The organism is uncultured Gimesia sp. (assembly GCF_937919775.1).
GTDB lineage: Bacteria > Planctomycetota > Planctomycetia > Planctomycetales > Planctomycetaceae > Gimesia.
Genome location: NZ_CALFPF010000504.1, coordinates 1 through 13,003, shown reverse-complemented (window position 1 = coordinate 13,003; position 13,003 = coordinate 1). Strand labels below are relative to the sequence as shown.

Below are 13,003 nucleotides of genomic sequence, written 5' to 3'. Positions count from 1 at the left end.
GAGATAGTGATTTTTCGGTTTATGATACACTATCAATCCTGATTCAAATAACTTCGAGCATAGGATACCAGGAATTTCTTCGTAGGAAACAAGCCGAATGCAATTTTATGAACAGCATTATGAACGATCTTGTTTGAAGGCAGTTGAAACCAGCCATTTCAGCGAGAAGAATTATGAACGTTGACTCTCATCTGTTACTTCTGGTGCATAATATTCTGTTTCGCGAGTGGGATCCTCTGGGTGTCAATGCAGATGAAGCAGCAGGCAGAGCGTATTTCAACTACATCGTTGGATTCATTGGGCTCTTACGGAGAGGTGCAGATGAACGGAAGTTGTCAGCGCATCTACTGCGACTGCAGGAGACCGCGATGGGGGTTAGTCCGTGTGATCCGGAACGTGATCAGGTGATCGCCTCGCGACTGCTTGCCGCGTATGAGATTGCCCAGCGTCATATTCGACCGGCCCGCTCGGCGGAAGAGTTGCTGGAACGTTACCAGACAGGAGAACGCGTTTTCAATGGCAGTCGAATTGAAACAGATGATCACAAGGCTTTGTCAGGATGCAAGCTGGATGGTCTCGTGCTCCGAAATTCTTATGTGAAACTTTCCTTTCACGGAGCGTCTCTACGGGGCGCTGATTTCTGGGATGCTGAGTTAAAGGGATCTGATTTTTCTCAAGCTGATTTGCGGGGAGCCAAGTTTCACGGTAGCGTATTGGGTGATATCTCTTTTCGGGACGCGCGGCTGGAAGGGGCACAGTTCAACGAAGCCTGTTATCATTTTCGTATGCTGAAAACAGGGGAGTTCCCCGACGGTTAATGAATTGTGCTTTACTGGCGCATTCAGTCAGATACACCTATCGGATGAAATGACAGTTTCATAGCGGCTTTGATTCCGGGCTTATCTCCGTACAAATTTCATTGCTTCCCTGGTTCAATCCTCTACACTGAAACGCATCTCTTTCAACTTTAATTCTTCCGGGCGGGCAGGGTGATGGTGCGTTTGATCTGTGAGCCGAGGATGACCCAGGTTATTTTGATGAGACGCGCGCGACGACGCTGTTTGCCTTTGATGATGTCTCGATTCCGTTCACGCAGAATCTCAAGCTGGAGATGCGGTCGCCGGAGCGGTTTCGGGCGAATCTTGTGCTGTGTCGTGGCGGGCTACTTCTTCAAGAATATGCGGTTCATCCCTGAAACCAACATCAGACATACTCAGCGAGGATGAATTCGTCGATGGGTTGGAAGCCGAGGCATTGGTAGACTTGGATGGCGGGGATGTTGTTGTTTTTTACCATGAGGATGATGTCTTTTCCCTGGTCCAGCCAATGCTGGCAGACTGCACTGACGGTTTGTTTCGCGAGGCCTTTTCCCCGATGCGCGGGATGCGTCATGACGCCGCCAATTTGCGCGTAGTGCTTTGAGAAGCCGTGAGTGTTGGCCTTGGCGACGATCCGCCCCTCTTTTCTCAATACCCATTCATACTCCGGCAGTATGCGATCCCGTTCTTTTTGTGAGACTGCCATCTCTGTCGCTAAACCTTCCACTCGTTTCTCCAGTCGAATGATTTCATCGACGTCGGCTGGTGTCGCTGTGGTTGCTGCTCCCGTTGACAGGTTTTGAAACGTCTCACGTCTCAGGAGATACACGGTTTCTTCATTGATGAATTCGGGTTCGATACCATGTGTTCGTAAACGTTCGATCGTCTGTAAAGCATACCGTTTGAAGGCCACGACAAGTTCAACGGGTTTGTTGCGCTGTATCAATTCATCGACGAGGGCGTTGATGATGTCGGGGCTCGGGGCGTTGATCTGGATATCACTCCAGAGTCCAAAGTAAGTGCCCAGCCCCACCAGTTCATTATTGATGAAATAGCCCAGATAGTCATTGATCTCAAAGGGATTGGGGCGAAATTCGAAACTACCGATGACAAACAGATTCTCTTTCTCTCGCTGATAGGCGAAATCGAGAATCGCCGGCTGGTCCTGGGGAGTGAGTTCACGAATCATGGCTTGCTGTTCCTGAAACACGATTTGTCGGGAGAGACGTTACGAACAATAGTATAGGACAGGAAAACACCGGGCAAGGTTCAGACCCGTCGGACGATTGAGTGGGAGTCTGGGCGAGGTCATTCACAAAAAATGATTGATTCCCGCGCTTTATCTTCTACACTGAAACGCATCTTTTTCAACGTTGATTCTTCCGGGGGGGGCAGGGTGATGGTGCGCTTGAGTCTGTGGCTGTTGGCGGGAGTGATGTGCTGCGGTTTGCCGGGTAAGGTGTGGGCCGAGGAGGACCCAGGTTATTTTGATGAGACGCGCGCGACGACGCTATTTGCGTTTGATGATGTCTCGATTCCATTCATGCAGAATCTCAAGCTGGAGATGCGTTCGCCGGAGCGGCATGCGGCGAATCCGGTTGTGCAGCGCGGGGGAGCCGGGGATCCGGATTCGTGGGCGGTGCAGTTTTATGGCTCGGTCATTCGCGTGGGCGATGTGTATCGGATGTGGTATGTGGCGGCGGGTGAGGATCGGCTGGATAAAAGTGTGCCGCGCTCGTCTCCGTGGCGGGTGGCTTATGCCGAGAGCGAAGATGGTGTGCACTGGACCAAACCGGACCTGGGGCTGGTGGAGTACGCGGGGAATCGAAAGAACAACCTGGTGCAGATTGAGCCGCACATGGGAATTCTAAACGTCAAGGTGCTGTATGAACCAGATGATCCTGATCCGAGTCGGCGGTATAAGATGGGGGCACATGTCTGGTTCCCTAAAAACAAAGTCCGGCTGGGAACGCTGGCGACCTACGCGAGTGCCGACGGCCTGCGGTGGAAATCGCTGCACGCTGCGAAACCTGTTGAGGCCGAGCTGCAGGTAGAAGAGATGCTGCTGCCTCCGCTGCATTTCGAGCCGGTCGGCGGGCTTTATAAATGGGATGGCCTGTATTATGTGAACGGTCAGAACGCGATTGTGGCGTCGCGGCCTTATCATGGTCGGGTGGTGCGGCAGTTCATTTCGCCCGACTTCAAAACCTGGTCGCAGGCGAGCACGGTGGGTTTCGTCCGGCCGCAACAACATACTCTGCTGGGACCGGGGCGCAGCCGCGAGGGAGAACAGAATCACGAAGGGGTGAGCGTGTGGAACCGGGGGAATGTACTGCTGGGCATTTCCGGGATCTGGCATGGGGGCAAAGAATGGAAGGATGTGACCGTCGACCTGGGTTTTGTGGTCAGCAATGACGGCGTGCGGTTTCGTCAGCCCGCGCATGAGTGGACGTTTCTGAAACGGGGCGCCGACGGCGAGTGGGACCAGGGAGGCTTATTGCAGGGGCAGGGCTTTGAGAATATCGGCGAGCAGACTCTCATTTATTACGGTGCCTGGGACCCGCGCCACTGGCAGGGTTCACCGCCACGAGGCGGGGTCGGCATTGCGAGGCTGCCGCGCGACCGCTTTGCCGTTTTGAGCGTCGACAAAACCACAACCGGCAAAGGCAACTACCAGATGCCCGAGACCCAAAGTGAATTTCTCACCGCCGCCGTGCCATTAAAGGGGAAGGACCCGCAGCGTTTTTTTGTGAACGCGGATGGTCTGGGGGCTGAGGCTTCTCTCAAAGTCGAACTGCTGAGTGCTAACGCGGTTCCCCTGCCGGACTACTCGGGAGAAAACGCGGCTATTGTGAAAACGAGCGGATTTCAGACCCCCGTGCTGTGGAACGGCAGGCAGGAGATCGAAAACCTGCCGGACCGCATTCGATTGCGCGTGACGTTTGAAGGACAGAAGAAAACTGACATTCGTTTCAGTGCGATGTATGTCCGGTCGAAATGAACTTGATTGTTGTATCAAAAAACGTCCGACAAGGAAGAAACCTCATCGGACGCTTGCGCGGGGGTGCCCGCTTTCCTGAAGTGAATCAACGGCCGTTACGGACGGCGTTTTCCGGTTCGCATATCTAAGACTTTCTCCAGGTCGGAAGAGGCAAAGACCTGGTCCAGCATGCCGAAATCTTCGTGTTGACCGGCGTTGTGGACTGCAGCTGCTGGTCCCCGGTTCGGTCCCTGTGCGGGGCGTTGATTGTTCTGGTGCGGTGGCTGCTCTCTGCCGGGAGGACCTTTATGCATGGGGTCGCGTCGAACCATGTCCAGCACGTTGACATCGATGTCGACATCGTCAGCGACTGAAACAGTGTCATTCGCGTCTGTGTTCTGAATCACAATCCGTTCGACGCCGGTGAATTCGATTGGCAGGTTGTTGACTACAACCACATTTTCATTCACGACAATCGTATCGTTCTGGTTTGTGCCGTTGATGATCAATGTGTCATCGCGTCCTTTGCCTGCTTCAACGATCAGACCACCGGGCAGATCTGCCGGTTTGATGCCTTTGAAGGTGATGTGCAGCGAACCGGGTCTGGTATTCGTCAGCATCAAACGTTCCACGCTGTCCAGGGACTGACTGCCGAGTACCTGTCTTGTTCTGTGGTCGATGACTTCCAGAATTCCTTTTTTTGCACGAATGATGACGTCCGTGGTACCGGTTTCCGCCAGGTCAACTTGCATCACCGTCGGGGCAAAGAAGACGTTTTCCTGCAGCCCGGAGACATCCGAGTTACGTTCGATGACATCAGCGAGTGTTGTGTTGTTGATTTCATGCAGTGCTTTACCGGAGAACACGTTTTCGTACCAGAAGCGATCGCCGTCGCGGAGTCGCTGGAACTGATCGATGATGATCATGGAAAAAGTCACGCCCATGCTTGATCCCGGCAGATGATCTTCGGCGAGGCCCCCCACCCAGAGATCGATGTTGTCAACGGTGCCGTATAATTGTTCCAGCCGGGCTGCGACATCGGGATCGGAAGTGATGTCGGAGAAGTTTTCTACGGCAGGCAGTCCCAGGGCAACCCGTGTTGAGTTGTAGTCCGACAATCCATGATCGCGTCCACGCTGGATATTCAGCGAGGCCAGATCGAAACCGTCGGCCCCCGGAGGACCAAACAGGAAGTTGCGCACATCGTCGACGACCTGGTTATCAATTTCCTGTGCCAGATTGACGGTCAACCCGCGTAACAGAGAATCAATGCCATTGTTTTCCACTTCACTCGGGTTGAAGAAGGCGTTCAAGAGCGCGAGGTTACCTTCGTCGGCGGTGTTCCCGTTTTCGTCGAGCCGCAGCAGTTCGGATGACAGCATCGTATGACCGAAGCGATAGGCGGCGGTAGAAAATTCATTGGCGATACTCGGATCGACGCTGGGATCGTAACCCTGGTATTTGCTGATGGCATTCGAGCCGAACAATGCCGGGAGAAATTCATTGAAGGTAATAGCCTGGATTTCCGCAGCCACGATCTGCCGTGCCTGTTGATACAGTTCTTCATCGGTCAGATCCGGGTTGTTCTGGGCCAGTTCGGTGGCAATTCGATTATGCTCGCGCATCCAGATGGTCTGCATCGAAGTCAATGCCGCGTTTTCGTTGGCGCGAATATCGCCTGCCAGGAAAAATCCGTCATCTCCATAGGGGAGCAGATCCCCGTCGCTGGTTGCCAGCAGTCCCCCCTGGAAGGTTCTCAAACTGGCGGCCCGTTCCGCATCCGAGCCGTAGATCACCGAACCATCGATGAACGCGGTAATCTGATTGATCTGCTGGCGAACGCCGTTTTCGTCCTCCTCGAAGACGGATCGATTCAGATCGATCAGATCATCTCCGGAACCGTCGGGATCGAAGTAAATGTCACCGGTGGGAACTTCGATGGGAAATGATTCCAGCGGATTGCCGAATTCATCAAGCGCGGATTGGGTTAGAGTGATATCGTGATCGATGAACTGACCCCAGACCCAGAAGATATCGGTCAGGTAACGGTCGTTGGTCTGGGAGGTTTCTGCGGCGGCGATGACATTGCTGATTTCACGGGCACTCGGGCGGTCTTCACCGGCGGGCGTTGACTGTCCGTCGCTGTAGTCTGCTTCGGCCAGCCTCAGTAATTGTGTGTCGGTACTGCCGAGTTCCGGGTTGTCGATATTGTTGCCGGTTCCGTCGATCGACGCGTATTCGGGAGTGGTATTCGAGACCGAGTACAAATCGGTATCGTCTACCATGTCTGTCGCGAGGGAATTCATCGCCGACAGCAACTGGCGATCTTCAAGGTGTTCAAGGGCGGAATAATGAGATGTGTGAGAGGTAGCCTTACGACGATCTGGTTTGGGGATCTGCATGATGGGTTCTCCTGAAGCGTGAAGTGGCTTGCGCGCAGTTCTTTCGAGCTGATCGACGGAAGTCACCAGACGCGTGGTTGATATTTTGTAATGACGAAGGCCCGCCCTACAAAAAGAGTTGATCAACCGGACTACCCAAGACAGCGGGTAGTCCTTAGAGAGTCTCGATGACTAAAAACGAAAACAGAACGCAGTGATCCACCGAATTCGACAGAAATATCTCCAGAAAAAATAAAATAATCGTTGAACGAGTGGACGAATCTTAAGTTGTCCCTCTCAACAAAAAAACGCCCGACAAGGTTTGCACCTCATCGGACGTTCTCTCGGGGTTGCCAGTTTGCATCATGCGTTGCCTGCCTCCTAAAAGTTCGCGGTTGGTAGTTGAGTCATCTGCACGGTTGCTTCGAGCTGGGGGCCGTCGATGGTTTCGAGCAGTTCCATTTCCAGGACGCCGCCGGATGTGGCGATGACCTGTCCGAAGGTGGCATCGTCGGTGATGACCACGCCGTTACATTTGGTGATGACCATACCAGGTTTGAGTCCGGTCAGATCTGCGGGAGAGTTAGCTTCGACAGATTCCACGCCGATGCCTTTACCCGGTAATATCAGGCCTTTCATTCCCAGATACCAGCGGACGTCTTCGACGATCTGACCGTTGGGAGCGACATAGTCACAGGTTGGATAGACATAGTTGCAATACTGGTAGTTCGCGGGACCATAGTTTCGCAGCGGCGTGCAGTAGTTGAACCACCACCAGGAGTAGTTTGGACGACCAACATACCAGGGTCTGTTGTGGTGATGCCCATGGTGATTGCCGTGACCGTTGCCGTGACCGTTGCCGTGACCGTTGCCGTGACCGTTGCCGTGACCATGTCCGTGTCCGTGTCCGCCGCCTTGATGCGGGTTGCCCGGCGTTGGTTTGCCTGGCATTGGTTTGCCGGGAATCGGAATGGGGCGTGGTTTTGGAGGTCCGTTACCGACAGGGGGTTTAGGATTCGGCCGTGGCTTAGGAGATCCTGTGCCGGGAACGGGCAGAGGACGAATTACGCCGTTGCCGGGTTTGCCGTTTCCGATGCCCGGATCGAGGGGTTTCAGAACGGGCCGTGGTTTGGGAATTGGTCGTGTCGTTCCATTACCGGGACGCGGTTTGATTCCGCCTACGGTATCTTTGATCGGACGTGTGAATCCACCGCCGCCCGGTTTGCCATTGCCGATACCCGAATCAATGGGTTTCAAGATAGGCCGCGGTTTGGGAGTTGAGTTCGAAAACCGTGGTCTGATGGTTGAACTATTCAGTTTACCGGGCGACGAAAATTTTCTTGTGGTGGTTTGCTGGGGAGATTGCTTGCTCATGGAGCGACTCTGAAAACTCCCCTGTGAACCGGAAAAGTTTGAGCGAGACATACTTGATCGTCCTGAGCGACCCGATGAGTGGCCTTTTTCCCCGGCGTGAACGTCCAGAGAAACGGTGCCGAACACCATGGCCATGATTACCAGGCTGAGTGTGAGACGTTTCATTGTTCTATTTCCTTATCTCTCGTACCAGAATGAGGTGAACGACATGCGGTTTGATCTGGCCGTTCCCACTTGTGTTGCAGGTCACATGCCTGCCTACCTACTCAGCGAGAACCGCAGAAAACTGTTACAGGGAATTTGAGAAAAAATGGAAAGTCCCTGAAATCAGCGGTTTTCAAGGGGAGAAACAGCGGAAACGGGCGTGAGGGAAGGGGTTGGATCGTGTTGATCTAATGGTTTTGAGGGTGATTCTCAGGACCGCAGCCTGACTCAGGTCGGTTTTCACCGCGGCTCACGCCGTGCGGCTGATCTTGTTTTCAGGTGCTTTGCCAGTTGGAATGACTTATCAGCCGAAGGATGTTAGCCCCGGTTTCTCCACCTTTGTCAGGAATTTTCGAATTAAGAAACACGACCTGGCCGGCTTTTTGCCCTCACCGGTTGAAAAGTGGGGCGGGGTGCCGGATACTGGAGTGATTCGCCTTACTTTGTTTTGGGGCAGTGCTGAAAGACTGACTTTTCAATCTCGATGATTCATAAACAGGAACCCGGATTATGAAGAAGTGCTTGTGTTCGATTGCGGCGGCTGTTGTCTTTTGTCTGGCGGTGCCGGCGTTTGCAGGGGAGAAGGTGGCGCCCGTGCGAATGGGCAGCGGGATTATGACCTTTGATACGGTGCCGGGCTGGGGCTTTGATGAAGAAGGCCGCTCTGTTCTCGGGCCGACCCACGGCGGCGTTGTTGTCGACAAGGAAGGCAACATCTACACGAGTGCAAAAATCGGCGTGGTTGTATTTTCTCCCGACGGGAAAGTGGTACGTCGTTTTCTGGGTGATGAATATTCCAACATCCATGACATGGAGATTCGAGAAGAAGCAGACGGCGAATTCATCTACGGGGCACGCAATGCGAACGCGGAAGGAATCAAATTCAACGCGTTGACCGGGGAGATGATCCTGAAGCTGCCGTTCCCGAAAGAATCGGGGCTCGATCTGCAGAAGTTCGCTCCCACCGCGATTACGGTCGCTCCGAACGGGGATATCATTCTGTCGGACGGTTACGCGAGCAATTATATTTTCAAGTTCGACAAAACGGGCAAGTATCTCTCGCACTTCGGGAAGAAGGGGAACGGGATGCAGGAATTCAACACCGCCCACGGGATGACGCTGGATACGCGTTACGACCCGCCGCGTCTGTTGATCTGCGACCGCAATCACCAGCCCAAAGGACGTCTGCTGCATTATGATCTCGATGGCAACTTCATCGAAGAAGTGATTACCGGCCTGGGCATGCCCACGTCGGCTTCGATTCAAGGCGACTACGTTTCCGTGCCGGACCTGCACGGGCGACTGGTGATTCTCGACAAGAGTAATACAATCGTCGCAGTGCTCGGCAACAACGAAGACCCCGCCACCCGCGTGAACTTCAATGTGCCTCAGGATAAATGGCGCGAAGGCATCTTCAGCGGCACCCACGGTTCCTACTGGGACAAAGAAGGCAACCTGTATGTGCAGGACTGGAACGTTTCCGGCCGTCTGATGAAGCTGGTGCGCGTGAAGTAAGGTTTAAATGATCGCCGAAAAAGTTGGCGGGATTAAAGATACTGCAGTACAATGTCCGGGTAACGATTGTTATCCGGACATTTTCTGTTTATCGATTGTATTTTGAGGCAATGAACGGCTCATAAAAGGGGGTTCCGAATCGACGATGACTGTTTCCTCCCGCACGCCTGAAGGATTTCCGAGTCAGTGTCCCCTGTGCGGGGCGAGTACGAACATTGAGTTCTCAGACCCGGCCGGCGATGCGCCATGTCCGAACTGCGGCTGTCTGTTGTGGACCTCTGCGCAATTCGTTGAAACGGCTACGAAATGGCATTGGGAAGTACACGGCACGGCGCCCGCTGAGTTGACTGCCGACACTCGATTTACGGAATGGGATCTGGACTCGCTGGATCTTGTGGAACTGGTGATGGAGCTGGAAGAAACGTTCGATATCGAGATTCCCGACGGAGCCTACGATCAAATTCAGACAATCGGGGACGTCATGCGTTATATCAAAATCAAGCGACGGGACACGGATGAGAGTGAATAAGCGGCTGCAGGGGATACCGCGCTATCATGAGTGATCACAAAACCTCAATCGGCAAACGGATCAGTTTGGCTTTCGGAATATTGCTCTATGCCAGTGCTGGCGCAGCAGTCCTGATACCATTGCTGTTCATTTCGTGGTTTATGTTGACCGGGTTCTCCAGTGAGCCGCAACGTCGTGCTGTGATGGATCCCGGTGCTGACTTCACTTTTTACACGGGCCTTGAGTGGCCGGCGTCGGCGGTTGTGATTTCTCCGGCGATATTCACCTCGACTTTCTGGGGGACGGTGAATTCCATCTGGTGTTTGATGTCGATCAGGCGACGCTGGAACATTGGCTGGCGGAAGCTCCACCGTGGGAACAGCGGGAATGGAAACACGGGCCAGTGCTTGATGAGATCGGCTGGCATTGTGGTTTTGGTGCTTCAGGAATGAGTGCAGACCCAGCCGGTGGAGGTCCTGATAAGAAGATTAATGAGATCGAGTTAGAGCACGTACTTGGTTCAAAACAGATCTGGTACGTTGCCCGTGATCGTGCGCCACAGTGGGAGCACGGAGATATTTTGATTGTGGATCCGGAACATAATCGCGTGTGGTATTCCCGCTGGGATTTGTGAGCAAGGGAAAATGGTTTTGTGTCTGACGCAGAATGAACGTAAATCCGGTATAGTGGGTGGATAGTTCTGAGAAATGTTTTTTTATCAAACTAGCTGTGTTGATGAATTTTAGTGAGGTGATCAAGATCGACTCGGAAACGCTCACCTACCTGCTAACAGGCGGGCATTTAAATATGGAAGAACGCCGTGAACGCGGGGTCTGGCCACATCCTCCCCTCGCGTATTCGGCTGTTCTGACTCATATGGTTCAGCTCATTCAGAATCAGGAGTGGTTTCCGTGCGACTTGTCCGAGGGACGCGAAGGCTTAGTCATTCAAAACACTGGAGAGTCCTTCGTGTGTCACTCGTTATGCTACAGCGCGTTTGGCCATCCAATCATTAGTGGTCAGTCTCAGCAGGTGTTTGCCAACCCGGAAGAGGCTGCAGCCTACTATCTCAAGCGGGATCTGAGACTTCCCGGAGACTTGGACGGCTGGAACGTTGTCTGACACAATTGCATGCAGTATTTAAATCGGTATTCGTGAGAGGGTGCTGGCGGTTCCAAACTGCCTGGTTGTTAATTTTGAGCCGGCTTCTAGAATAGAAATGCGTTCGGAAACGATCCTGCTTCAGAGGGGGCAGGATGATTACATCAACAGAAACAGGGAGTCTGAGATGAGTTATGACGTTCGTAACAAGGTCGTTCTGGTGACTGGTGCCAATCGGGGGATTGGTAAGGCGATTATGGAGACGCTCTTAAAACATGGCGCGGCAAAAGTTTACGCGGCGGTGCGTAATCCGGCGTCGGCGGCGGGTTTGACTGAGGCGTACGGGGAAAAAATTGTGCCCCTCGAATTTGATCTGACTCGACCGGACACGATCCAGGCGGCAGCCAGTGCGGCAGGCGATGTGTCGCTGGTCGTCAATAATGCGGGGGTATTGCGTCCCGCCACCGCGTTGTCCGCAGACGCGATTGAAGCCCTGCAGTTCGAAATGGATGCGAATGTGTATGGTCTGATCCGGGTGGCTCAGGCGTTTGCACCGGTGCTCAAAGCCAACGGCGGCGGTGCGCTGGTTCAATTGAACTCGGTCGTTTCGATGAAGACTTTCCCACAGTTCACGACGTATTGTGCTTCCAAGGCAGCCTCTTACTCTGTGACTCAGGCACTGCGGGAGCAGTTGAAGGATCAGGGAACTGCGGTTGTCAGCGTTCATCCGGGGCCCATCGCTACCGACATGGGGGACGCTGCCGGGTTTACTGAAGTCGCAGAATCAACGGATGTGGTCTCAGAGGCGATTGTGGCGGCCCTGCTGGCGGGGGACTTTCACGTATTTCCGGACTCGATGGCGAAACAGATCGGTGCGGCTTATCAGAGCTTTGCTGAAAATGTCATTGAAGCTGACATGGCCGAAGTCTGAACAGACTAAAGCAGCCGTTCGTGATTTCTATCTGATCACTTCGTATTGAATTGACTCAATTGCGAAGTGATCAGCCGACGGCCCGGTGATGATTTGCTGACTTCGAGATGTGCCCTGCGCCAGACCGTGACCAGTCGCGTGCCAGACGATGGATTGTTGGCGGTGGGGCGGGAATTGTGCGTGCCCATGTGTGCCGAACGCGTGTTTTAAGCGCGGTGCACAGAGTGAACTGGGGCGGGCGGTTGACATCGATTATACTCTGTATCTGTAACGTTTCAGGAGTCTTTACTGCTTGCGGATTCGGTTCGATGCGGGATTGAGCTTGCAGAGGACAATTGAGCTAAGTCCAGAAACGAGCAGGGCATGCGAGTCGACAGAAAATTGTGACGCGCGCGACGCGTAGAACACCTATTCTGGTGCGGTTCGGGAGCGTGTCAAGCTGTCTATTGCGAAGTGAATAACGAATTTTTGAAACGCATCTTTCGATTCGAAACCATTTTTACGATACATCAATCTTAAAACAGGGTTTATTGAGTACGGGCATAAACTCTCCCCAAAATGGCTTCTCGGACAGAGGGTAAACTCTTTTTTCGGTCGATGAAATGGTGAAAGCGAAGGTGATGATTTGAAATACCGGTTTTTTAGTTGGTGTGTCTGTTGGCTGGTATGTGTAGCGCTGCCGGCTGGTCGCGCCTCGGCAGTCGAGGTTGGCGGGGTGAAAATGAAAATTGTTGATGCTTCGGGGGGGGCGGGGCTCTCTGTCAAGGCGACTGATCTGCACGCGGTGCAGATTACCGTTGATCCTCAGACTGAGCGAAGGGAATTGAAACTTCAAATTGAACTCCCGATTACAGGACCGCACGCCTGGCCTGTTAATGATGTCGCGGTATTCGATTCCAAAGGGCGTGCTGTGGCTGTTCGGCGGAATGGTATCGAGTGGCATAAGTTATTGATCAGTGTGACACCGGAGCAAAGCAGCTTTCTCGTGCGGACTGTCAAAACAGATAGTAACAGGCTAATCATCCGATCGGAAAAAGAACGAATCGCAACAGACCCGCTGACAGGTTTGAGTGCAACGATTTGTAACTGGTACGACGGTCGGCGTGCTGCTTTGAGTTTTCGGTTTGACGATTCCCATGCGACTCATTTGAGTAAAGCCATTCCCATCCTCAACGAATACGGATTTCGTGG

General features: G+C 53.3%; 11 protein-coding genes. 8 read left to right on the top strand and 3 right to left on the bottom strand.

Annotation, left to right across the window (positions count from 1 at the left end; translation table 11 throughout):
* Positions 1–173: 173 nt before the first annotated feature.
* Positions 174–818, top strand: coding sequence for a pentapeptide repeat-containing protein (locus tag Q0294_RS14395; RefSeq protein ID WP_299466736.1), 645 nt, complete (start codon positions 174–176; stop codon positions 816–818).
* Positions 819–1,203: 385 nt separating this feature from the next.
* On the opposite strand, the gene Q0294_RS14390 is transcribed toward Q0294_RS14395, so the two are convergent.
* Positions 1,204–2,007 carry a GNAT family N-acetyltransferase gene (locus Q0294_RS14390; protein WP_299466733.1) on the bottom strand — a complete coding sequence of 268 codons (804 nt, stop codon included), beginning with the start codon at positions 2,005–2,007 and terminating at the stop codon, positions 1,204–1,206.
* A gap of 132 nt (positions 2,008–2,139) precedes the next feature.
* Between Q0294_RS14390 and Q0294_RS14385 the strand changes: the two genes are divergently transcribed.
* The gene (locus Q0294_RS14385; protein ID WP_299466730.1) at positions 2,140–3,819 is read left to right on the top strand and encodes a hypothetical protein; all 1,680 of its coding nucleotides are present in this window, start codon (positions 2,140–2,142) and stop codon (positions 3,817–3,819) included.
* A 95-nt stretch (positions 3,820–3,914) separates the two neighbouring features.
* Here Q0294_RS14385 and Q0294_RS14380 read toward each other — a convergent pair whose 3' ends face one another.
* Entirely contained in the window at positions 3,915–6,200 is a 2,286-nt protein-coding gene (locus Q0294_RS14380; RefSeq protein WP_299466727.1) for a peroxidase family protein, read from the bottom strand.
* A 360-nt stretch (positions 6,201–6,560) separates the two neighbouring features.
* Positions 6,561–7,718, bottom strand: a complete 1,158-nt coding sequence (locus Q0294_RS14375) for a PDZ domain-containing protein (RefSeq protein ID WP_299466724.1) — start codon at positions 7,716–7,718, stop codon at positions 6,561–6,563.
* 549 nt (positions 7,719–8,267) lie between these two features.
* Between Q0294_RS14375 and Q0294_RS14370 the strand changes: the two genes are divergently transcribed.
* The 6 genes from Q0294_RS14370 to Q0294_RS14345 all read left to right on the top strand — a co-directional run.
* Positions 8,268–9,272 carry a 6-bladed beta-propeller gene (locus Q0294_RS14370; RefSeq protein WP_299466721.1) on the top strand — a complete coding sequence of 335 codons (1,005 nt, stop codon included), beginning with the start codon at positions 8,268–8,270 and terminating at the stop codon, positions 9,270–9,272.
* Positions 9,273–9,417: 145 nt separating this feature from the next.
* Positions 9,418–9,801, top strand: coding sequence for a phosphopantetheine-binding protein (locus Q0294_RS14365; RefSeq protein ID WP_299466718.1), 384 nt, complete (start codon positions 9,418–9,420; stop codon positions 9,799–9,801).
* Between the two features lie 223 nt (positions 9,802–10,024).
* Positions 10,025–10,414 (top strand): hypothetical protein, encoded by a 390-nt coding sequence (locus Q0294_RS14360; RefSeq protein ID WP_299466715.1) that lies wholly within the window; start codon positions 10,025–10,027, stop codon positions 10,412–10,414.
* A 116-nt stretch (positions 10,415–10,530) separates the two neighbouring features.
* The gene (locus tag Q0294_RS14355) at positions 10,531–10,902 is read left to right on the top strand and encodes a hypothetical protein (RefSeq protein WP_299466712.1); all 372 of its coding nucleotides are present in this window, start codon (positions 10,531–10,533) and stop codon (positions 10,900–10,902) included.
* A gap of 166 nt (positions 10,903–11,068) precedes the next feature.
* Positions 11,069–11,812: an SDR family oxidoreductase gene (locus tag Q0294_RS14350; protein ID WP_299466709.1), complete on the top strand. Its 744-nt coding sequence runs from the start codon at positions 11,069–11,071 to the stop codon at positions 11,810–11,812.
* Between the two features lie 721 nt (positions 11,813–12,533).
* Positions 12,534–13,003: hypothetical protein (locus tag Q0294_RS14345; RefSeq protein WP_299466706.1), on the top strand; the 470-nt coding region annotated here is incomplete at its 3' end.